21 protein-coding genes and 1 tRNA gene are annotated in these 22041 nt (G+C 66.7%); 7 read left to right on the plus strand and 15 right to left on the minus strand.

What is annotated here, in order from left to right:
- The first annotated feature begins 7 nt into the window (after positions 1 to 7).
- Positions 8 to 2092 (plus strand): M13 family metallopeptidase, encoded by a 2085-nt coding sequence (locus G7B69_RS04420; protein ID WP_166176511.1) that lies wholly within the window; start codon positions 8 to 10, stop codon positions 2090 to 2092.
- 97 nt (positions 2093 to 2189) lie between these two features.
- Positions 2190 to 3476, plus strand: a complete 1287-nt coding sequence (locus G7B69_RS04425; RefSeq protein WP_166176513.1) for an MgtC/SapB family protein — start codon at positions 2190 to 2192, stop codon at positions 3474 to 3476.
- A 9-nt stretch (positions 3477 to 3485) separates the two neighbouring features.
- Here G7B69_RS04425 and G7B69_RS04430 read toward each other — a convergent pair whose 3' ends face one another.
- From G7B69_RS04430 to ribB, 6 genes are all read right to left on the minus strand, one after another.
- Entirely contained in the window at positions 3486 to 4199 is a 714-nt protein-coding gene (locus tag G7B69_RS04430) for a helix-turn-helix domain-containing protein (RefSeq protein WP_166176515.1), read from the minus strand.
- 59 nt (positions 4200 to 4258) lie between these two features.
- Positions 4259 to 5869: a putative bifunctional diguanylate cyclase/phosphodiesterase gene (locus G7B69_RS04435; protein WP_166176517.1), complete on the minus strand. Its 1611-nt coding sequence runs from the start codon at positions 5867 to 5869 to the stop codon at positions 4259 to 4261.
- Positions 5870 to 5977: 108 nt separating this feature from the next.
- Entirely contained in the window at positions 5978 to 6904 is a 927-nt protein-coding gene (locus G7B69_RS04440) for an aldo/keto reductase (RefSeq protein WP_166176519.1), read from the minus strand.
- Positions 6901 to 7320, minus strand: a complete 420-nt coding sequence (gene ribH / locus G7B69_RS04445; RefSeq protein ID WP_166176521.1) for a 6,7-dimethyl-8-ribityllumazine synthase — start codon at positions 7318 to 7320, stop codon at positions 6901 to 6903. The genes G7B69_RS04440 and ribH overlap by 4 nt, the downstream gene beginning before the upstream one ends.
- On the minus strand, positions 7320 to 7853 hold the full coding sequence (locus G7B69_RS04450) for a CYTH domain-containing protein (protein ID WP_166176523.1): 534 nt from the start codon (positions 7851 to 7853) through the stop codon (positions 7320 to 7322). Before G7B69_RS04450 ends, ribH begins: the two co-directional genes overlap by 1 nt.
- Positions 7850 to 9142, minus strand: a complete 1293-nt coding sequence (gene ribB / locus G7B69_RS04455; RefSeq protein ID WP_166176525.1) for a 3,4-dihydroxy-2-butanone-4-phosphate synthase — start codon at positions 9140 to 9142, stop codon at positions 7850 to 7852. Before ribB ends, G7B69_RS04450 begins: the two co-directional genes overlap by 4 nt.
- A gap of 98 nt (positions 9143 to 9240) precedes the next feature.
- On the opposite strand from ribB, the gene G7B69_RS04460 reads away from it, so the two are divergent.
- Positions 9241 to 9756, plus strand: coding sequence for a flavin reductase family protein (locus tag G7B69_RS04460; RefSeq protein ID WP_166176527.1), 516 nt, complete (start codon positions 9241 to 9243; stop codon positions 9754 to 9756).
- A gap of 4 nt (positions 9757 to 9760) precedes the next feature.
- Here the strand turns inward: G7B69_RS04460 and G7B69_RS04465 are convergent, their stop codons facing one another.
- Complete coding sequence (locus tag G7B69_RS04465) at positions 9761 to 10762, minus strand: M48 family metallopeptidase (protein WP_166176529.1); 1002 nt, start codon at positions 10760 to 10762, stop codon at positions 9761 to 9763.
- Positions 10763 to 10941: 179 nt separating this feature from the next.
- On the opposite strand from G7B69_RS04465, the gene G7B69_RS04470 reads away from it, so the two are divergent.
- Complete coding sequence (locus tag G7B69_RS04470) at positions 10942 to 11160, plus strand: hypothetical protein (RefSeq protein WP_166176531.1); 219 nt, start codon at positions 10942 to 10944, stop codon at positions 11158 to 11160.
- Between the two features lie 56 nt (positions 11161 to 11216).
- Here G7B69_RS04470 and G7B69_RS04475 read toward each other — a convergent pair whose 3' ends face one another.
- From G7B69_RS04475 to G7B69_RS04510, 8 genes are all read right to left on the minus strand, one after another.
- Complete coding sequence (locus G7B69_RS04475; RefSeq protein WP_166176533.1) at positions 11217 to 12389, minus strand: alpha-hydroxy acid oxidase; 1173 nt, start codon at positions 12387 to 12389, stop codon at positions 11217 to 11219.
- Entirely contained in the window at positions 12389 to 13117 is a 729-nt protein-coding gene (locus G7B69_RS04480; protein WP_166176535.1) for an SDR family oxidoreductase, read from the minus strand. Before G7B69_RS04480 ends, G7B69_RS04475 begins: the two co-directional genes overlap by 1 nt.
- Before the next feature lie 82 nt (positions 13118 to 13199).
- Positions 13200 to 13275: transfer RNA gene (locus G7B69_RS04485), tRNA-Lys, on the minus strand.
- Positions 13276 to 13363: 88 nt separating this feature from the next.
- Entirely contained in the window at positions 13364 to 14482 is a 1119-nt protein-coding gene (gene rodA / locus G7B69_RS04490; RefSeq protein ID WP_166176537.1) for a rod shape-determining protein RodA, read from the minus strand.
- Complete coding sequence (gene mrdA / locus G7B69_RS04495) at positions 14482 to 16554, minus strand: penicillin-binding protein 2 (protein ID WP_166176539.1); 2073 nt, start codon at positions 16552 to 16554, stop codon at positions 14482 to 14484. Before mrdA ends, rodA begins: the two co-directional genes overlap by 1 nt.
- A gap of 3 nt (positions 16555 to 16557) precedes the next feature.
- On the minus strand, positions 16558 to 17115 hold the full coding sequence (locus tag G7B69_RS04500; protein ID WP_166176541.1) for a rod shape-determining protein MreD: 558 nt from the start codon (positions 17113 to 17115) through the stop codon (positions 16558 to 16560).
- The gene (locus G7B69_RS04505) at positions 17112 to 18005 is read right to left on the minus strand and encodes a rod shape-determining protein MreC (RefSeq protein WP_166176543.1); all 894 of its coding nucleotides are present in this window, start codon (positions 18003 to 18005) and stop codon (positions 17112 to 17114) included. Before G7B69_RS04505 ends, G7B69_RS04500 begins: the two co-directional genes overlap by 4 nt.
- 28 nt (positions 18006 to 18033) lie before the next feature.
- Complete coding sequence (locus G7B69_RS04510) at positions 18034 to 19080, minus strand: rod shape-determining protein (protein WP_166176545.1); 1047 nt, start codon at positions 19078 to 19080, stop codon at positions 18034 to 18036.
- A 195-nt stretch (positions 19081 to 19275) separates the two neighbouring features.
- On the opposite strand from G7B69_RS04510, the gene mutL reads away from it, so the two are divergent.
- The 3 genes from mutL to G7B69_RS04525 are packed head-to-tail and all read left to right on the plus strand — an operon-like array spanning position 19276 to position 21894.
- Positions 19276 to 21081 carry a DNA mismatch repair endonuclease MutL gene (mutL, locus tag G7B69_RS04515; protein ID WP_166176547.1) on the plus strand — a complete coding sequence of 602 codons (1806 nt, stop codon included), beginning with the start codon at positions 19276 to 19278 and terminating at the stop codon, positions 21079 to 21081.
- On the plus strand, positions 21081 to 21452 hold the full coding sequence (locus G7B69_RS04520; protein ID WP_166176549.1) for a DUF7668 domain-containing protein: 372 nt from the start codon (positions 21081 to 21083) through the stop codon (positions 21450 to 21452). Before mutL ends, G7B69_RS04520 begins: the two co-directional genes overlap by 1 nt.
- Positions 21442 to 21894 carry a hypothetical protein gene (locus G7B69_RS04525; RefSeq protein WP_166176551.1) on the plus strand — a complete coding sequence of 151 codons (453 nt, stop codon included), beginning with the start codon at positions 21442 to 21444 and terminating at the stop codon, positions 21892 to 21894. The genes G7B69_RS04520 and G7B69_RS04525 overlap by 11 nt, the downstream gene beginning before the upstream one ends.
- Positions 21895 to 22041 lie beyond the last annotated feature (147 nt).

The following is a 22041-nucleotide window of genomic DNA, read 5'->3' on the forward strand; positions in this document are numbered from 1 at the left end:
TTTGCCGATGAATTCCCGCCTGATTGCCGCCCTCCTGCTCGGCGTTGCCACCGTCACCTTCGGTCCGGTCGCCTGCAAGCAGGCCGGGACCGAAATCGCCGCGCCGAAGGAGGGAACCGAAGCCGGAATTCAGACCGGGTGGATGGACACCTCGGTCAAGCCGGGTGACGACTGGTTCGAATACGCCGATGGAAACTGGGTCAAGACCAATGAGATTCCGGCCGATCGTTCGAGCATCGGCTCGTTCTATCTCGCCCGCTTGGAAACGGAGAAACGGCAGGGGCAACTTCTCGCCGACATCCTGAAATCGGACCCCGCGGCCGGCAGCAACGACGCGCTGATCAAGAACTACTATCAGGCCTACACGAACCAGCAGGCGATCGACGCCGCGGGCCTCGCCCCGGTCAAGCCCGACCTCGACCGCTATGCCGCGATCGGCAACAAGGCGGACCTCGTCAAGGTCCTCGGCGACCAGACCGAGAGCGATCTCGACTTGTTCAACGACAACAACGACATGTCGACCGAGAACCTGTTCGGCCTGTTTGTCACCAAGGCCCTGACCACCGACGAAGTGGTGCCCTATATCTTCCAGGGCGGCCTCGGCCTGCCGGACAGGGACTATTATTTCGGCAACGATCCCAAGCTCGTCTCGGCGCGCAAGGACTACAAGACCTATATCGCCAACCTGCTCACCGCCGCCGGGATCGACGACGCCCAGGCGCGCGCCGAGCGCATCTACGCGCTGGAGACCAAGATCGCGCAAGCACATGCGACCAAGGCGGACACGGCGGACTTCACCAAGGGCGGCACGCTGTGGCAGCGCAGCGATTTCGCCACCAAGGCGCCGGGCATGGACTGGGACGCCTATTTCACCGCGGCGCGCATGCCCTCGCAGCAGGTGTTCGACGTCTACAGCCCCGCGTCTATCGCCGGGCTGGCGAAGCTCGTGGCTTCCGAGCCGCTCGACGCGTGGAAGGACTGGCTCGCCTTTCACCGCATCAACGCGCAGACCGACGTGCTGCCGAGCAAGCTCGATGACCTGCATTTCGCGTTCTACGGTACCGAACTTTCCGGGACCCCGCAGCAACGCCCTCGCGACAAGCGCGCGCTCGACAACATCAACGAGGACATCGGCGTCGCGTTCGGCAAGGCGTATGTCGACAAGTACTTCCCCGCCGCCGACAAGGCGCGGATCGAGACGATGGCGGCCAACATCAAGACGGCGTTCGCCAACCGGATCGAAGCGCTCGATTGGATGGATCCGGCGACCAAGCAGCAGGCGAAGGCCAAGCTCGACTCGATGCACGTGTCGGTCGGCTATCCCGACACATGGCCGGATCTCGGAAGCCTGACGATCGGGCCCGACAACGCCTATGCGAATCGCATGGCGGCGATCCGCTTCAAGACCACGCGGGCGCTATCCAAGCTCGGCAAGCCGCAGGACCCGGCCGAGTGGTGGATGAACCCGCAGACGGTCAACGCGGTCAACCTGCCGGTGCAGAACGCGCTCAACTTCCCGGCGGCGATCTTCCAGCCGCCGTTCTACGATCCTAACGCCGACGCCGCGTTCAATTACGGGGCCATCGGATCGATCATCGGCCACGAGATAAGCCACAGCTTCGATTCGAGCGGCGCGGCGGTCGACCAGACCGGCAAGCTGCGCAATTGGTGGAAGCCTGCCGACCTGGCCCACTTCAAGGGCCAGAGCCAGGCGCTGGTCGAGCAGTACAACGGCTACGAGCCGCTTCCCGGCCTGCACGTAAACGGCGAACTGACGCTGGGCGAGAACGGCGCCGACGTGGCGGGGCTCGCGGCGGCCTACGACGCCTATCGGGCCTCGCTCGGCGGCAAGGACCTGCCCGTCAAGGACGGCCTGACCGGAGACCAGCGCTTCTTCGTCGCCTACGGCCAGGCGCACGCCGGCAAGACCCGCGATGGAGCTCTGCGCAAGCAGATCGTCGGCAATGCCCACGCGCCGGACACGACTCGCGCTCTCACGGTCCGCAACATCGACGCCTGGTACAAGGCGTTCGACGTGAAGCCCGGCGACAAGCTCTACCTCGCGCCCGAGAAGCGCGTGAAGCTCTGGTGATCGCCGCCGGCTGACCCCGGAACATTCGCAGGTTCCGCCCCGGCGCGAGGATGCTATTCCGCGCGCTCGGCTCGGCCAGCAAAGGGGAAGGGGGCTCGTGCAACAGACTCGCGACCTGCTTCTCGCCACCTCGTTCACGCTGCCGCTGCTCGCCGCCGTCGCGGCGGGCCTGCTGATCGGTATCGAACGCGGCTGGCGCCAGCGGGGGGAGGCCGACGGCACCCGCGTTGCCGGGGTGCGCACGTTCACGCTGATCGGGGGCGCTGGCGGGCTGGTGGCGGTGATCGCTCGGTCGCTCTCGCCGCTGGTCGCGGCCGTCGTGGCGGCAGGAGTCACGACGGGGCTGCTGGTTGCGTTCCTGCGCCGACCGGCCGACCCGGCGCAGCGCGATGCGACCACCATGATCGCCGCACTCGGCGCGTTCCTGCTCGGATTGCTCGCCGGGGCTGGCCAACCGGCGCTGGCCGTGGCCGGAGCCGCCTTGGCGACGCTGGTGCTGGCAACGCGCAAGGAGACCCACAGGCTGGTCGGCGCACTGACCGCACAGGAAGTTCAGTCGCTCGCCCGCTTCGCCGTCATTTCGGGGGCGGTGCTACCCTTCTTGCCCGACCGGCGGATGGGACCCTACGAAGCCTGGAATCCCTTCCAGCTGTGGCTGGTGGTCGTTTTCGTCACCGGCTTCTCGATCGTCGGCTATATCGCCAATCGCCTGGTCGGGGAGAAAAAGGGCACCATCGCTACGGCGCTGATCGGCGGAGCCTATTCGTCGACGGCGGTGACTGCGGCGCTGGCCGCCAAGCTGCGTGACGGTGAACCGGGACCGCTGACCACCGGCATCGCTCTCGCCAGCGCGGTCATGTACCTGCGTGTGGCGTTGCTGACCGCGGTTCTGGCACCTTCCGCCGCAGTGCCGCTGGCGATCCTTCTCGCGCCCGCCACGCTGGTCGCGTGGCTCGCCGCCGGTGTCGCCTGGCGTTTCGATTCGCGCGCGGCAGGGGTGAAGTCGCCGGTGCCCGGCAAGCCCTTCCACTTGCTCCCCGCGCTGGGTTTTCTCGTGGCGGTGGCGGGTGCCGCGCTCCTGGTCCGCTGGGCGCAAGCGGACATCGGCGAGACGGCGGGGGCCTGGTCGCTGTTCCTCGCCGGCAGCTTCGACGTCGACACGGCGATCGTCACCCTGGCAAGCCTGCCGAACGACGCCATCGCGCCGCGACTGGCCGCCGTGGCCCTCGCCGGCACGGCCGCGGTCAACATGGCCTTCAAGATCGGCATAGCCATCGCCAACGCGCGCTGGTCGGGCGGGCGCAATGCCGCGCTGGCGTTGCTCGCCAGCGAGACCGTGCTGGTGCTTACGGTCGCGTGGGGGCTGGTCGAATTCGCGACATGAAATGCCGCCTCACAGGCTGACCGAGATATCCACCTTGTCGGTCGTGGTGCCGAGGTGCGCGGCGATCCTCGCCTTGCATTCCTCGACGAGCTCGGCGAGCCCTTCCGGTGCGCCGGAGCCGGTCTCGGCGCTCGCGGCCGGTTGAGCCGGCGTTCCGGTCAGCAACTCCGATTCGGAGACGGCGAACAGGTTGGCCAGCGCCGTCACCGTCGCCCGGCGCGGGTGGGCGTCATCGCGCTCCCATTTCCAGACGCTCAACTTGCTCACGTTGAGCAGCTTGGCCAAGGCGGATTGGGAAAGATTGTACTGCGAGCGTAACCGCCGAAGCCTGGCCCCGAAACTGTCGTCCGCGGGCGCGCCGCTGCCGATGGCAGCCCGGCTGACCGATCGCATCGCCGCGGAAGGCCCGCTGCGCAACCGAGCGGCGCTGACCGCCGCGCTGCTGATCGGTTGCTCGAAATGACAGCCGACAAACTCGCCGCTGGTCCAGACCACCTCGGCGGCCTGGAACCCGGCGTGCGGCAAATTGATCTGCAGCGTCTCGCCCGCTGCCAGGCGTGTGGAAGTCTGCAGCAGAACGCCCGTTTGCGACAGATCGAGAACCATGACGTTGGACACCGCGCGCTGGCCGGCGATCGACGTGAGGCGCAAGTGCAATTCGCGCCGCGGGGCGGTGCGGCGGTCGCCCTGCGGGCGTGTCTCGAGGCGACCTTCGATGCGCATGCCCCGCGAGAGTGGGGCAGCCCGGTTAAATTCGCGTTAGAGCGCCGCGCGAATTGCCGTCACGTCCCGGTCGATGTCAGCGTAGGCCTGGCGGCGGTATCATCCGGGGCCGTTGGCAGGACGGTAAGATCGGACCACCGGCTTCCGAAGCCGAGGACGACTTCCTTGGCCGACAGTTCTGCGCCGAACAACCAGCCCTGGGCATCCGAGCAACCGAGCTCGATCAGTTTCGAGCGCAGCGAGTCCGCTTCCACCCCCTCGGCGGTGATGGGAAGCTTCAAACCCTTTCCAAGCGTCGCCAGCGCTTCGACGAGAGCATCGCACTTTTGCCCGTCGACCATCGACGCGATGAATTCGCGGTCGATCTTGATCCGGTCGAAGGGCAGTGAGTGGAGATGGGTGAGCGACGCATAGCCAGTGCCGAAATCGTCCACGCACACGCTGATCCCGGCGTTCTTCAGGCTGGTGATGGTGGACAGCGCCATGCCGAGGTCCTCGAGCAGGCTGCGCTCCATGATCTCCAGCTCGAGCCGCGCCGGAGGAAAGCCGGTGAGCGCCAGGATCTTCATGATGCGTTGTGCGATCAGCGGATCACTGAATTGCACTGGAGACACGTTGACCGCGATCTTCAGGCGGCCCGGCCAGGACCGGGCGCTGGTCAGCGCTGCCTGCATGACGCCAAACGAAAGATCGGAGATCATCCCCTTCCGCTCAGCCATCTCGATGAATTCAGCCGGTTCGAGAACACCCCTCGTCGGGTGCATCCAGCGGGCAAGGACTTCGAAGGCGGTAACCTCGCCGGTCGCCAGATCGATGATCGGCTGGAAGAACGGCACGAACTGCCCGCTGGCGATCCCCTCGCGGATTTCCGCTTCCAACTTGACCACGCGCTTGAGCTCACTGGCCATGTGCGCATCGAAGAAGGCCCAGCGGTTGCGCCCGAGGCGCTTGGCCTCATACATCGCCACGTCGGCGCGCCTAAGAAGCGAGGAAGCCTCCTCCCCGCCGTTGCCAGCGCACGCGATGCCGATCGAAACGCCGATCGCGGTGAGGGTATTCGCTACGTAAACCGGCTTGTTGAGCTCTTCGATCAGCCGGCCCGCCGTGCGGGCAGAGGCCCGCTTGTCGGCCGAGGCGCCGGTGAGCAGGACGGCAAACTCGTCACCGCCAAGGCGAACGCAGCTTGCATCGGCCGGACAGGCCTCCTGAATGCGGGCCGCGGCGATGGCCAGCAACTCGTCGCCGGCAGCATGGCCGAACAAGTCATTGATTTTCTTGAACCGGTCCAGGTCGATCAGGATCAGGGCGCTCGGAGCCGGTTCGCTCGACGACAAGCGAGCGATCAGGTCGTTCAGCCAGCGACGATTGTGGATACCGGTCACTTCATCGAAGTAGGCCAGTTGATGGGCGCGGTGCTCGGCCGCGTCACGTTGGCTGGAAACCTGCCGCAGTTCCGCCGTACGTCGCCAGGCGAAGAGGATCAGCGCGATATTGAGTAGAAAAGCGGTGACGAGGTCGCGCGGGACCGGGTTCGATGCGCCGGATTGCGCTACGAGTGCCGGTAGCAGCTGGCTTGCCGACACCACGAAAACGACGATTGCGAGCAAGGCGACGGTTTGAGAGATCCGCCGCGTGTCCCGGGCCTTTGCCGGGGAAGCGACGACCGTCATCACGGCAGCCGGCAATGTCTGGTCCATAACCACCCCCGCGCTCCACGGGGCCGAGGTTAGGTAGAAACCTCTAATATATGATAAAGGGGTGAACCTCTTGGTGGTCGCTCATGCTCCCGCCGACGTAAGCCGGTCGAGCTGATCGTCGCCCAGCTTCAACTCCAGCGCCTCGAACTGGATGTCGAGTTGCTCGGGCCTGCTGGCGCTGGCAATCGGCGCGGCGATGCCGGGCTGGCGCATTAGCCAGGCGAGGGCGACCGCGCCCGGGCTGGCGCCGGTTTCGGCGGCAACCGCATCGAGCGCCGGAAGCACTTTCAGGCCCTTGTCGAAGAACCGTTCGATGCTGGAACCGCGGTTGAACTTCGCCAGGTCCTCGCGCGTTCGATATTTGCCCGTGAGGAAGCCCGCGGCGAGTCCGAACCACGGCAGCATGGCGATACCCAATTCGAGGCATAGTTCCTGGAGATCGGGGCCGTAGCTGTCGCGCTCGACCAGGTTGTACTCGTTTTGCAGGATCGTGTAGGGCACCGTCCCATTGGAATGTGCGGCCGCATGAGCCGCGGCCAGGCGCTTGGCGTCGAAATTGGATGCCCCGACTTCGCGCACCAGCCCCTGCCGGACCAGGGCGTCGAACCCAGCCGCCACCTGTTCGAGGTCAGTCTCACCATCGTCGCGGTGGGCGTAGTACAAGTCCACATAGTCGGTCTGCAGGCGCTCGAGGCTCTTGTGCAGCTCTTCTGCAACCTTGTGCGGCGCGAGGTCTCCGGGCTTGCCGAACATCCCGGTCTTGGTCGCGATGCGCATCTCCGAACGCACGCCGCGGCTGGCGAGCCACTTGCCGATCACCGCTTCGCTCTCGCCGCCGACATGGCCGGGGACCCACACAGAATAACCTTGCGCAGTGTCGACCATCCGCCCGCCGTGTTCGTAGAAGCGGTCGAGGATCGCGAAGCTAGCGTCCTCGTCGGCGGTGAAGCCGAACACGTTGCCGCCGAGGACCAGCGGGATTCCGGCGATCGAAGGATGCTCGGTCATGCGAATCTCTCCTGCAGGGCGAGCAGCGCCATGGCCGCCTCGGCCGCGCCGGCGCCCTTGTTGGCTTGCTTCGGATCGGCGCGCAGCACCGCCTGAGCTTCGTTCTCCACGGTCAGGATGCCGTTGCCGACGGCGATGCCGTCCATTGTCAGCGCCATGATCCCGCGCGCGCTTTCGCCGGCGACGATCTCGAAATGGTAAGTCTCGCCGCGGATCACCACGCCCACCCCGACGAAGCCGTCGTAGCGCCCGCTCTCGGCGGCCAGCGCGATCGCTCCGGGCACCTCGAGCGCGCCGGGCACGGTGATCACCTCGACCGAATGCCCCGCCGCCTCGAACGCACCTTGCGCTCCGGCGATCAGCATGTCGTTGAGGTGCCCGTAAAAACGCGCTTCGACGATCAGGAACTTGGCCATCAATCCTCCGGAATGGCACTTGCGCTGGCGAGTGCACCGCATTGCCACTGCGGCAAGTGGGTCACCTCGTGCAAGGCCCAATCGGGCGGCACGAGCGCCGCGAGCGCGGCTTCGTCGTCAGCTTCGCATTCGATCATCTCGAGTCCGAGGAGCGGTCCCTCGAAGAGATCGAGGCTCCAGTAACGGCCGCCAAGCGGCAAGTGATAACGCCGCTTCGTCAGCTCGCGGGCGGGAAGAGCTGCAAGCACATCGTATTCGGCCTCGGTGAGGTAACTGGTGACGATCGGTCGTGCCGACGGATCGCTACACTCGTACTTCTTCGTCAGCTTCCACTTGACCTCGCCGAGGTCCGGCCGAGTCATCCGCCGCAGCCGCATTCGCGTACCGTCGATGTAGCGATCGTCGATGATCGTCATCCACTGACCGTCGAGCGCCGGGCGCGCCGCCGGGTCAACCAGCCACCTGCGCTCAAATTCCGTCCGCGCATACCTCGGCTCGCCGGTCTCATCGTCGAGGCCGCGGTTGACCTTCACGCGATCGGCCGCTCGCCGACGATCGAGAGGTCGTAGCCTTCGAGGCCGACCAGCGAGTGCTTGGTGTTGGTCAGCAGGATCATGTCATGGACGCCCAGTTCGGCGAGGATCTGCGCGCCGACGCCGTAGTCGCGCTGCTCGGGCGGCAGTTGATCGTCGTCGGCAGGCGCCTGCTTGCGATCGAGCCCTTCGATGGCCCGGGTGGCGTAATCCGGCGAGGGGCGGCTGATCAGCACGACGACGCCCGAACCTTCCTCGCCGATAATCCGCATCGCCCCTTCGAGCATGCCGTAGCGTTCGGTGTCTTGCGCGAAAATGTCGTCGAAGGTCGACAGCGCGTGCATGCGCACCAGCGTAGGCTTGCTCGGATCGATATGGCCTTTGACGAGCGCCATGGTCTCGCCCTTGGTGGCCTTGTTGTAGAAACTCATCGCCGTCCAGTCGCCGCCCCAGCGGCTGTGGAAGCGGTCTTCGGCGCGCTTCTCGACGAGGTGGTCGTGGCGGCGGCGGTAGGCGATCAGGTCGCGGATCGTGCCGATCTTGAGGCCATGCTTGCGCCCGAAGCGCATCAGGTCCTCGAGGCGGGCCATCGAGCCGTCGTCGTTCATGACCTCGCAAATCACGCCCGAGGGATTGAGGCCGGCGAGGCGCGAGATGTCGACCGCCGCCTCTGTGTGCCCGGCGCGCACGAGCACGCCGCCTTCGCGGGCCGCGAGCGGGAACACGTGGCCCGGCGTGACGATGTCCTCGGCAGTCTTGCTCGCGTCGATCGCCACCGAAACGGTGCGTGCGCGGTCGGCGGCGCTGATGCCGGTGGTGACGCCCTCGCGAGCTTCGATTGAGATCGTAAAGGCCGTCTGGTGGCGGGTGCCGTTGCTGCGGCTCATCGGCGGCAGCCCGAGCGTTTCGATCCGCTGCGGGGTCAGCGCCAGGCAGATCAGGCCGCGCCCGTGGGTAGCCATGAAATTGATCGCGTCCGGCGTGGCCATCTGCGCCGGGATGATCAGGTCGCCTTCGTTCTCCCGGTCCTCGTCATCGACGAGGATGAACATTCGCCCGTTGCGCGCCTCGTCGATGATTTCCTCGATCGGCACGAGCACCGGCGTGGCGTCGTTCTCCTCGAGGAAACGGTCGATCTTCGCCAGGGTCTCGGCGGTCGGATTCCAGCCCGGTTCGGTGCACTCTCGCAAGGTGTTGGCGTGCAGCCCGGCCGCACGGGCAAGGCCGGCGCGCGACATGCGCCCCTCGGCGACGAGATTGCGGACTCGGTCGATCGTTTGTGTGTTCATGCCGCGTCCGTTATCACAATAAAATGTGATTCGGGAAGCTCAGATCACATTTACCCTTAGCGCTTGCGCCCCGGCGCGCGCCAAAGCATGGAGAAGGCGTGAGCGCCGCGGCCGATAACACTGCCATTCTCGACGCCTTCCGTGCGGCGATGCGCCATGTGGCGGCGACGGTCTATGCCGTCACCACCGGGCACGTGGGCGAGCGCCACGGAATCCTGGCCACCGCGGTGAGTTCGCTCAGTTTCGAGCCGCCCTCGTTGCTCGTCTGCATCAACCGGGCCGCTTCGTTGCACGAACCGCTCGCTTGCGCCGACACCTTTTGCGTGAACGTGCTCGGCCTCGGCAATCGCGAGATCGCCGAGGTCTTCGAGAAAGCGCGAGGCGAGGATCGCTTCGGGATCGGCGATTGGCGGGAGGAGCACGGCGTTCCTGTGCTCGCCAGCGCGCAGTCGTATTTCATCTGCCGCACCGCTCACCGCCACGAATTCGGCACGCACACGATCTTCATCGGCGAGTTGATCGACGCCCGCCACCGCGAGAACGCCGCGCCGCTGACTTATTACGACCGCCATTACATCGACATCAGCGCCGCGCCCGAACGCGCCCCGCGCTGACACCTCAGCGCATGGGCTGGTTGCGCAGGGCCATCAGGTCGTCGGGATAGCTCGCCGAGCCGGATGCCAGCTTCGAAACCTCGCTGTCGAGCATCGTCGCGCGAGCCTTTGCCGAAAGGTGCATGCGGTCGTGGAAAACACCGCCGCTCAACTGCTTGCCGAGCTTGGAGCGCCAGAACGCCGCAGCGGCGCGAGGGTCGTAGCCGGAGTTGGCGAGCAGATGGACGCTGAGGCGGTCGGCTTCCTTCTCCGCCTGAAGGTTGAGCCGGCGGTTACGCCCGAATTCGCCAAGCAGCCCCTTGTTGACGTCTGCCGCCGAGAGGCGATCGCGATGGTGGAGGATCGAATGCGCCAGTTCGTGGGCGAAAATCGTGGCGATTTGCTCGTCGCTCGCGCGGCTCGCCAGGCCGAAGCCGATCTGGATCACCCGGCCGTCGGAACGCGCGTCGTTGCCCTGATCGGCGAGAATCTCGACCAGCGCGAGGCATTCCTGCTGCGCCGGGATCGTCACTTCGCGCGCTTGCCCGGCGTGCGCGATGCCGAGCACGAGCGGCTTGCCCGGCGAATGCGCGGACAGCAGTGCAAATGCGGAATCGCGCAAGGGTGAAGCGAGCAGGTCGGGCTGCTTGGCAATCGCCTGTCCGTCGACCGAGAGCAGCCCGTCGTCACGCTCGATCCCGGCTTGCGCGGCGGCGGAGCCCGGCAGAACGGCCGCAAAGGCCACCGGCGCCGCGAACGGTGGACGGGCTTGCGCCGAATATTGGTCGGCGCTCTGCAAGGCGACGCCCAGGCCTGGCATCGTTCGGTCGCAGAGGGCCACGTTGCGGGCCAGAATTGGCTCGGCGATCTTCAGCAGCCGTTCGTCCTGCGAGCGCAAAGGAGCAAGCGAGTCGTCGGTCGCAAGCGCCGGCGCGGCGGCGGCGAGCGCGAGAATCGCCAGCCATTTCAGGCATGCGGCCGGCCGAGCAACCGGCCGGGGCGTATCATGGCATAAGGAAACGTTCATAATTGCCCTGCAATAGGCGCCGCGGTAGGGTTTCTTTCCAATGAAGGGAACTGAACCCCTGCCGGGGAATTGGCAATCGACCGCTCGTTGTGATGAGTTGAGACAAAATTGCGCCGCGGACGGTTGACTGGACAGACCATGGTGGTATCCCGGGGTCGAGATTATAGGAAGGGCATCAAATGGTTATTCGTAAGACGCTTTCCAGCTTGGTAGCTGCCGGGTTGGTTCTTGGTTCGACGGCTGCGGTCGCCGCGGAAGCGCGCGATGCTTCGCCCGTCTCCGAGTCTGAAGATCTGGCTGGTATTGGCACGTTCGGCATTCTGCTCGGGCTGCTTATCGTTGCCGGCGTGGTGGCGATCATCGCTACCGACGACAACAACAACCCGGTCAGCCCGTAGTCTTCGGTCGATCAGGAAAACGAAAACGGCGGGGCTTTCCCGCCGTTTTTTATTGTCTATCGAACAAGCGATTCAACCGCAGCCGCTCGCACTTCGCTAATGTTTCGCGCGCCGAGCATCGCCATCGTGCGTATTGTTTCGGAGCGCAGTAGCGCGATCGCCCGCGCCACCCCCGGTTCTCCGAACGCGGCGAGGCCGTAAAGCGGCGCACGACCCGCAAGCACGGCATCCGCTCCGAGCGCGACCGCCTTCACCACATCGCTGCCCCGGCGTACGCCGCTGTCGAGGAACAAGGTCAGCCGGCCTCCCACGGCGTCGACGATTTCCGGCAAGGCTTCTATTGGCGCGATCGAGCAATCGAGCGCCCGCGCGCCGTGATTCGACACCACAATTCCGTCAGCGCCGAGCGCCAGCGCCTGCCTGGCGTCCTCGGGATGCAGCACGCCCTTGAGCACGAACTTGCCTGGCCAGCGGTCGCGCAACTCCTTGATCCCGTCCCAGCCGAGATCGTCCTGCTTGAACAGCGCTCCCGGCGGCGCACCCTTGGTGACTTTGGCGCGCAGCCGGTCGGGCAGGTTGGCTTGGGTCGGAATACCGCCTTCGAGCAGGTAGCGGCCCATCACGCCGGCAAGCCAGCGCGGATGGGTCAGGACGTCGAGCGTGTTGCGCGCGTTCAGTTTGAACGGCGTGCCGAAACCGCTGCGGTAGATGTACTCGCGGTTCGGCGGTACCGGCAGATCGAGCGTGACGAACAGCGCTTCGCAGCCGTGCACCCAGGCGCGGTCAATCACCGCGTAGGAAAGCGAGCGGTCTTCCCACAGGTAGAGCTGGAACCACTGCCTCCCGCCGGCCTCGGCAATCCGCTCCAGGTCCATCGTGCTCGCGCTCGAGATGATGAACGGCACGCCGGCCCCGGCCGCGGCGCGGGCCAGGGCGAGATCGCCCTTGTGCCACATCAAGCCGGCGGCACCGGTCGGGGCGATGGCGAGCGGAAAAGGGACCTTTTGGTCGAATATCTCGGTAGACGGGTCGATCTTGTCGACACCGCGCAAGACCCGCGGGCGAAAGGTTATCGTCTCGAAGGCCGCACGATTGCGCGCCATGCCGCATTCGTCCTCGACCCCCCGCTCGGCGTATTCCCAGATTCCGAGGGGCAGGCGTCGCCGCGCCCGCTCGCGCAAGTCGGCGATGTTGTAGCAGCCAAGGTCGCCAAGCGACTTTGCGGCCATCAGCCGCGCCCGAGGAACGGGATCTTGTTCTGCACGACCATGCCTTCGTAGAAATTGAGGTGATCGGGGATGTCGCACATGTGGATGATCACATCGGCGATGTCCTTCGGATCGGCGGTCAGGTCGTCCGGCAGCTTGACCGCGCCCGGCGCGATCTCGGTGGCGACGATGCCGGGATGGAAGATGGACGCCGCGATGTTGAACTCGCGCCCGTCGATCGCCAGCGACCGGGTCAAGCCGTCGAGGCCCCATTTGCTCGCTGCGTAGGCCGGGCTGTTCTGCCGCGGCACCCGCGCCGAGATCGAGCCGATGTTGAGTATCCGCCCGCGGCCCTTGCCCTTCATCACCCGGAACGCCGCGCGGCTGCACAGGAAGGCGCTGGTGAGGTTGGTCTCGATCACCTGGTGCCACAGCTCGAGCGGCATCTCGTCGACCGGCGTGCTGTCGGCGATGCCGGCGTTGTTGATCAGCACGTCGACGGTGCCGAAGCGCTCGACGGCCCGCGCAAAGAGGTTGTCGACGTCGGATTCGCTGGTCACGTCGGTGGTCACCGCCAGCGCTTCGCCGCCCAGGCTTTCGAGCCGCCCGACCAGCGCCGACAGCCGCTCCGCACGCCGCGCCGCGAGCGCGACCTTCGCGCCCTTCTCGACGAATGCAATCGCGCAGGCCTCGCCGATACCGGAGCTGGCTCCGGTCACCACCGCCACGCGGCCCTTCAAGATGCTCAACGGTCTTCCCCTTGGACTGGACGTGCCTCGCCGCTTACCGCGCCGGCAGCCGATGCGAAACCGTCAATCTTTCGGGGGAGGGTGGTGGACGCACTAGGGCTCGAACCTAGGACCCGCTGATTAAGAGTCAGCTGCTCTACCAACTGAGCTATGCGTCCATCCCGGGCTGGAAAACCGCGGCCGGCGAATCGCCGGGAGCGGCCCATATAGCGATTGCCGCCGATGATAAAAGGGCCTTGGCGCCGCCTAGAGCAATCCCGGCGTGCTGGCCTTGCGGCTCCAGCGGTCGACCATCATCAAGGTCCCGACGCAGATCATGTTGGTCATCATCGACGAACCGCCATAGCTGAGGAACGGCAACGGGATGCCGACCACCGGAGCCAGGCCCATGACCATCATCATGTTGACGGCGGCGTAGAAGAAAATCGTCGCGGTCATCCCGCCGGCGAGCAGGCGGCTGAAGCGATCGGGCGCGCGGCGGGCGACGCCGAGGCCCCAGCGCAGCACCACGCCGAACACCAGCAGCACGAACAGCCCGCCGAGCAGGCCCCATTCCTCGGCCATCGTCGCGAACACGAAATCGGTATGCGCTTCGGGAAGGTAGTTGAGGTGGCTCTGCGAACCGTTGCCGAATCCCTTGCCGAGGATTCCGCCCGAGCCGATGGCGATTTGCGACTGGGTGATGTGGTACCCCGTGCCCAGGGCATCGCTTTCCGGGTTGAGGAAGGTCGTCACCCGCGCGCGCTGGTAATCGTGCAGCACGAAGAAATAGGCGAGCGGAGCCGCCAGGGCGCCCGCCGCGCCGGCTCCCAGGAACCATTTGAGCGGCAATCCCGCGAGAAACATCACCACAGCGCCGGCGAAGGTTATCGCCAGCGCAGTGCCGAGATCGGGCTGCAACAGGACCAGCACCATCGGCACGCCGATGAGGACCGCCGGCGGCACCAGCGACCGCCAGTTCGCGACCATTCCGGCGGGCAGGGTGTTGTAGAAATTCGCCAGCACCAGCACGATCGTCGGCTTCATCAGCTCGGAAGGCTGCAGCACCAGCGGGCCGAGCGTCAGCCAGCGCTGGCTGCCGCCGCTGATGTGTCCCAGCGCCTCGACCAGGACCAGCATCAGGCAGACCGCGCCGTAGACCGGATAGACCGCCCAGCGGACCAGGTCGGCAGGCGCATAGGAAATGGCAATGGCGAGCAGGACGAACAGGCCGAAACGCATGAGGTGCGGCGCGGCGTACGGGTACAACGATCCGCCCGCAGCCGAGTACAGCACCGCGGCGCCGAAGCCGGTCAGCAGGGCGAGCGGCAGCAGGGCGCGCCACGGCAGGGTCGCGATCGGTTGCGGGAGCAGACCGCGGGCCATTACCGGCGATCTCCGCGTTCGGCCGGGCCGGTACTGGGCGCGCGCGGCTCATCGGAAGGTTGCCCGCCGCCAGAAGCGGCCGCCTTGGCTTCGCCGCTCTCGACGTTGGTGACGACCCCGTTCGTTAGGGGAGGCGTCTCGCCCCCTTCGGACTGGGTCATGGCGGCCTGGACGGCCGCGTCGCTCGCCGCCTTCGGCACGGCGGCTCCGTACTGGGCGGCATAGGCGCTGTACTTGGCCGCCATGCGTTCGGCCGGTGTGCCCCCCCAGGTCTTCTCCATCTCGAGGAGCGCAGACCATGCCTTGGCCGGATCGAACAGGCAGGTCATGACGTCCTTGGCGATCGGCGCCGCCGCGCTCGCCCCGAACCCGCCGTGCTCGACCACGACGGCCATCGCGTAGCGTGGGGCTTCCGAGGGCGCGAAGCATATGAACCACGAGTGATCGCGCGTCTTCCATGCGCCGCCGCCTCCGCGGCTGAGCAACTTGCGGACCTGGGCCGTGCCGGTCTTGCCCGACATGGTAACGCCGGGGACCTGCAGCCGGCTGCCGGCACCGGTGCCCGAGCCGTTGACCACGCGGAACATGCCGTCGCGGGTGACGGCGAGCTGTTCGGGGGTGAACGGCAGGGCGGGGCCGGGCGGCTTCGGGTGTCCGAACATCAGCGAGGGCACCAGGTCGCGGCCGCTGGCGATCCGCGAGGTCATCACCGCCAGCTGCAGCGGGGAAACCAGCACGTATCCCTGGCCGATCGCCGCGTTGAGGCCGTCCGCCGCGGTCCATTCCTGCTTGTAGCGGCGCTTCTTCCACTCGGGATCGGGCACCGTGCCGTAGCGCTGGTTGACCCCCGGCAGATCGAATTCCTGCCCCAGGCCGAGCTTGCGGGCGACCGGCGCGACATTCTCGTAGCCGACGCGGTGGACCATGCTCCAGAAATAGGTGTTGCAGCTGTGCTCGATGGCTCCGCGCATGTCGAGCGAGCCGTGGACCGCGTCGCAGCGGAAGAAGCGGTTGCCGAGCTGATAGCCGCCCGGACAGTTGACGTGCTCCTCGGGCGATACGCCCTGCAACTGCAAAGCCAGGCTGGCCATCGGCTTGACCGTCGAACCCGGCGGATAAAGGCCGCGCACCGCCTTGTTCAGCAACGGGATGTGGTCGTCCTCGTTGAGCATCTTCCACTCGATCCGCCCGATGCCGTTGGCGAACGTATTGGGATCGAAGCAGGGCATCGAGGTCATCGTGAGAATGCCGCCCGTGTGGCAATCGATTACCACGACGGCCGCCGATTGCAGGCCGATGCGGCGCGCGGCGAAGTCCTGCAGCTGGCCGTCGATCGTCAGCTGGATCGATTGGCCCTGAACGTCCTCGCGAGTGTCGAGGTCGCGAACGATGCGGCCAGAGGCGGTGACTTCGGTGCGTCGCGCGCCGGGTTCGCCGCGCAGCACCTGTTCGTACTCTTTCTCGAGCCCGTCCTTGCCGAGCTTGAAGCCGGGGGTGACCAGCAGGGGAATGCGTTCCTTGTCGTATTCCTCCTTGTTGGCCGCGCCGACATAGCCCAGCAAGTGGCCCACCGCCGGTCCGGTGGGGTAATAGCGCGAGTAGCCGCGCTGCGGCACCACGCCGGGCAGCTCGGGCAGCCGCACGCTGATCGCGGCGAACTGGTCGTAATCGAGCCCGTCCGCAACCGGGACCGCCTGGAAGCGGGCCGCATCGGCAATCTTCGTGTTGAGGTCGGCCAGCTGATCGGGCTTGAGGGCGAGCAACTCGCCCAGCGCCGCCACCTCGCGCGGAGGGTCCTTCAGCCGCACAGGGATGATGTCGACGCGGAAATCGGCCCGATTCGACGCGAGCGGAGCCCCCTTGCGGTCGAGGATCCATCCACGGCGCGGCGGGATGAGCGTCAGGTTGACCCTGTTGCTCTCGGATTCCATCTCGTACTTTTCGTTCTCGGCCACCGCGATGTAGCCCATTCGCGCGGCGAGCAGCAGGCCGACGCCGCCCTGCACGGCGCCGATGACGAAAGTGCGCCGGTCGAAACTCTGGCGGAGCGTTGAGGTGGTCAGCTTCGCCATCGCTCAGGCAAGCCGGCGGACGCGCAGCAGCCGCAGCCGGTCGAGCATCGAGACGATGCGCGCGATGATGGGGAACGTCAGGACCGACAGGCCGAACTGCGGGACCAGCGCCGGCAACATCCCCTGGTCGACATGTGCGCCCGAAACCAGCGCGGCGACCACCAGGTAGGTTGCGGTCACCGCCATGGCGATGATCCAGTCCTGCCAGAAACTGCGCCACGGGAAGCGCACGTCGAGCAGCTCGATGCCGATCAGCGTGACGGAGAACAGCAGGATCCCGCTGCCGAAGGGCTGGCCGGAGAACAAGTCGTCGAATGCGCCGAGCGGCAAGCCGGCCCACAGCGGCAGCAGCCCGGGGCGCATCAGGCGCCAGGCGAGCAGCAGCAGGTAGGCGAGCGGCGGCACGATGGGCGCGGAGGCGATGATCGGCAGAAGCGGGGTCAGCGAGGCGAGCAGAATCGACAGCCACGGCACGCCGAAGGCCAGCAGCGCCGAGTGGTCGCGGTTGATCTTGCTGCCGAAGGCGTCCCGCCGGGCGCGCGGATTGATCGGGTCGATCATTCGCGCTCTTTACCGCTCGCCGGCTGAACCTTGAGCATCCTAACCGCTTCCGGCTGCCAGACCGGTTCGACCGCGACATAGTCGGTCGCCGCGGGATTGCTGAGCACGCGGGCGATCGCGCCGTCCTTGGTGATGACCTCGGCCACGGCGACGGCCACGTTCGGGCGGAACAGCCCGCCCGCGCCCGAGGTGACGAACACGTCGCCGCGCTTGATCGGGTTGATGCCGAGGTTGATCAGCCGGAGGCGCAGCGAACCGTCGGCGCGGCCTTCGGCGAACGCGACCACATCATCCTTCGCGCGGCGCACCGGGACCATGCTCTCGCTGTCGGTCAGCAGCATCACTCGCGAGCTGTGCGCCCCGGCCTCGAGCACGCGGCCGACGAGGCCCATCGGCGAGACCACCGGCATCTCGCGCTGCACCCCGTCGGCGGAGCCGGCCGAGAGATAGGCGAAGCGCCGCGCGCTCGACGAGGTCGAGCCGATCAGGCGGGCGAGGGCGACGGGCCTGGCGTCGCTCTCGTGCAGCCCGAGCGTGGCCTTCAGGCGCAAGTTTTCGCGCTTGAGCGCCTCGGCCTCGGCGACCTTGACCCGGGCGATCTGCATTTCCTGCTCGAGATCGGCGTTCTTGCTGCCGGCGCGGTAGTAACCGGCGATGGCGTCGAAGAAGCTCTTGCCGCCGGTCCGCGCCGAGGCGCCGGCCTGGCCGACCGACGAGGTCGCATCGCTCGCCATGCTGCGCAGTCCGGCGAGCGCCTGCGGCTGCCACAGCGAGATGATCAGTAGCGCGGCGCCGATCGCCGCCCCGGCGGCCGCGACGAGGTAGCCGGTGAAGACGCTCAGCTGCGCCTTCCGGTTGGCACTCGATCCGCGAACATTAGGCGGCGCCATTCCCGCCTCTCCCACTCGTACCGAAGGATCAGGCGGTCATCAGCACGCCGCGATAGATCGGGTCTTCCATCGCCCGTCCGGTGCCGAGCGCGACGCATGACAGCGGGTCCTCGGCGACGCTGACCGGCAAACCGGTCTCTTCCTTCAGGTGATCGTCGAGGCCCTGGATCAGCGCGCCGCCACCGGTGAGGACGATGCCCTGGTCGACGATGTCGGCGGCCAACTCGGGCGCGGTGTTCTCGAGGGCGATGCGCACGCCTTCGACGATCGCCCCGATCGGCTCGCTTAGCGCTTCGGCGATGTGGCCCTGGTTGATGGTGATTTCCTTGGGCACGCCGTTGACGAGGTCGCGGCCCTTGATCGTCACCGTCTCGCCGACGCCGTCCTCGGGCACGGTGGCGACGCCGTATTCCTTCTTGATCCGCTCGGCGGTGGCGTCGCCGATCAGCAGGTTGTGATGGCGGCGGACGTAGGAAACGATCGCCTCGTCCATCTTGTCGCCGCCGGTGCGCACCGACGTCGTGTAGGCGAGGCCGCGCAGCGAAAGTACGGCGACTTCGGTGGTGCCGCCGCCGATGTCGACGACCATCGAGCCGACGGGTTCGGTCACCGGCATGTCCGCGCCGATCGCGGCGGCCATCGGCTCGAGGATGAGGAATACTTCGCTGGCGCCGGCGTTCGAGGCCGCGTCGCGGATCGCGCGGCGCTCGACCGAGGTCGAGCCCGACGGCACGCAGATGACGATCTCGGGATAGCGGAACAGGCTCTTCTTGCCGTGGACCTTGCGGATGAAGTGCTTGATCATCTCCTCGGCGATTTCGATGTCGGCGATCACCCCGTCGCGCAGCGGGCGGATCGCCTCGATGCTGTCGGGGGTCTTGCCCATCATCAGCTTGGCGTCGTCGCCGACGGCCTTGACCCGCTTGATCCCGTTGATCGTCTCGATCGCCACCACCGACGGTTCGTTGAGCACGATCCCGCGGTCCTGCACGTAGACCAGCGTGTTGGCCGTGCCGAGGTCGATGGCCATGTTCTGCGAGCCGAATTTGAAGAAGCGGGAGAAGAAAGAGCTCATCGAGTATCCGTTCGTAATCAGCGCCGAGGACGTTTGGGCCGCGGATGATTGATATGGCAAAAGCCGGGGAACCCCGGCGTGAGCCGACGCCTTACCGTATGCACCGCACAATGGTAAATTTTTTGTGCCGCAATCGACCGGTTTTTGCACCGGTCGGCTCGAATTTCCGGCACCCCGCCGCTACCCTGCCTCCCCATGCCGCAAATCCGCCGCCTGCCAGAGAGCCTGGTCAACCGTATCGCCGCGGGCGAGGTGGTCGAACGCCCGGCTTCGGCACTCAAGGAGCTGGTTGAAAACGCCATCGACGCCGGCGCCACACGGATCGCGGTTTCGCTGGTGGACGGGGGCCTGTCGCGCCTCGAGGTAACCGACGACGGCTGCGGCATGACGCCCGAGGAGATGGCCCTGGCGCTCGAACGCCATGCCACCTCGAAGCTGCCCGATGAGGCGATCGAACAGGTCGCCACGCTCGGCTTCCGCGGTGAGGCGCTGCCGTCGATCGCCAGCGTCGCGCGGCTGACGCTGGAAAGCCGGGTACGCGGGACGGAGCAGGGCTGGCGCCGGGTGGTCGATCACGGCGTGCTGACGGAGGAAGGGCCCGCCGCGCTTCCGCCCGGCACCCGCGTGCGGGTCGAGCACCTGTTCGCCAAGGTGCCCGCGCGGCGCAAGTTCCTGCGCAGCGAGCGGAGCGAATACGCCGCCTGCCTCGACGTGGTGCGCCGCCTGGCGATGGCGCGGCCCGACGTCTCCTTCCGCCTCGAGCACGGCGGGCGGACGGCGTTCGACCTTCAGGGCGGGGATGGGCTGCCGGCCCGCGTGGCGCTGCTGATCGCGCGCGAGCTGGCGGGCAACGCGGTCTTGATCGACCTCGAACGCCCAACGAATACCGGGGCCATGCGCCTGACCGGCATCGCCGGCCTGCCGACCTACAACCGCGGCGTCGCCGACCACCAGTACCTGTTCGTCAACGGCCGCCCGGTGAAGGACCGCCTGCTCGTCGGCGCGGTGCGCGGGGCCTACGCCGACATGCTCGCGCGCGACCGCCACGCGGTGCTGGCGCTGTTCCTCGAGCTTCCCGCCGAGGAGGTCGACGTCAACGTCCACCCGGCCAAGACCGAAGTCCGCTTCCGCGACGCGGCGGCGGTGCGCGGGTTCATCGTCTCGGGCCTGAGGCAAGCGCTCGCAACCGGCGACAGGCGCAGCGCGCAGGCGCCCGACGCCGAAGCGATGGGGCGCTGGCAGCGGGAGCCTGAGATTGCACCGGCGCTGGGTTCGATCTTCCGTGGACGGGATTGGACTGCGCCGTCAGCTTCGGTGAGGGAAGCAAGCCGCGAATGGCGCGCTTACGAAGCCGACGTGATGGCTGCCCCGCAAGGCCGGGCCGAAGTGGCCGAGCCGCTGCCCGAGGAAGCCGCGGACTACCCGCTCGGCATCGCCCGCGGCCAGATCGCCGACACCTACATCGTCGCCGAAGCGGCCGACGGCCTGGTGATCGTCGACCAGCACGCCGCGCACGAGCGCCTGGTGCTCGAACGCCTGCGCGCCGCCGGAGCGGGCGAGGCGGTCGCGGCGAGCCAGGCGTTGTTGCTGCCCGAAGTGGTCGAGCTCGACGAACCCGCCTGCGACCGCCTGGAAGACAGCGCCGCGAAGTTCGCCGAATACGGCCTCGCCCTCGAACGCTTCGGCCCCGCGGCGATGCTGGTCCGCGCGATGCCCGCCGCGCTGAGGGGCGCCGACCCGCAAAAGCTCCTCACCGACCTCGCCGACGACCTCGCCCAGCACGGCGAGGCGTTGCTGCTCGGCGAGAAGATCGAGCACGTCCTCGCGACGATGGCCTGCCACGGCTCGGTCCGCGCCGGCCGCACGCTCTCGGTCGCCGAGATGAACGCGCTCCTGCGCGAAATGGAACGCACCCCGCGCTCGGGCCAGTGCAACCACGGGCGACCAACGTGGGTTAAGCTGTCGATGGGCGACGTCGAGAAGCTGTTTGGGCGGCATTGATGATCAAAATGCCGAAAGACGAGGCTGAGCATCCTATCCCACAGGAATGGCGATCGACGTTTCGGCAGATTGCCAGCGCATTTGCCGAAGGAGACTTCCAGCTTAGCCGCCATTCGATCGACGGCGTCGCACCCGTTCCGGATGCCGTCGCAGAAAGCATTGCCGATAACGTTCGCGATTACGGAGGATATCTGGCTCCGTTGAGCGAAATCACGTGGGAACGTTCGGTTTGCCGCTGGATGGACGGTTACTGGCAAGTGCTCGTTGACCTGACCACCGATGGTGAACTCGTAAGCGACCTCACTTTGCACGCGAAAATAAACGAACATGATGGTGCCCGCTGGGAAATCGAGTCTGTCCATGTTCCTTAATCGCATGTGGATCGCCTGCGCCTTGTTGTCGGTCCTCGCGGCTTGCGGAACCGACGAGGCTAACCAAGCGCACACCGTCTCCCAACTCGACGCGCAACCCATCACCTACATGGACATCGAAGCCGCCAAGCTCGCCGGCCCGAGCTGCAACTACGCCGCGGGCAAGAGCATGGGCGCGGTGGTGATGGCGATGGACGATGCCGCGGTGATGAAGCTCGGCGGCGCGCTCAAGCGCTTCACGCTCGATCCGCAGTGCGACAAGCTCGAGAAGGGCACCGGCTCGCGCTACGTCGCGCCCGGCTACGTGCTCGACCTGGCGATCAAGAGCGAAACGCGCAGCGAAGCGGCGGGGAAACTGGGTTTCGAGGGGTCGGTCAAGCTGAGCGACGGCAAGGGCAGGGTGCTCTATTCGACTGCCGGCGACGTGCAGTGCGGCGGGTGATCGCTGAGGTCAGAAATCGCTTTCCTACACGGGGATGTTCTGTCTATGTTCCGCGATCATGCTCACCTCGGCACACCTTCGTACCCATCACGGGCAGCGCCCGCCGGCGCGGACCACCGTCAACGCCGACCCTTGCGCCGGAGCGCA

Source organism: Croceibacterium segetis, assembly GCF_011320115.1.
In the GTDB taxonomy this organism is placed as follows: Bacteria; Pseudomonadota; Alphaproteobacteria; order Sphingomonadales; family Sphingomonadaceae; genus Croceibacterium_B; species Croceibacterium_B segetis.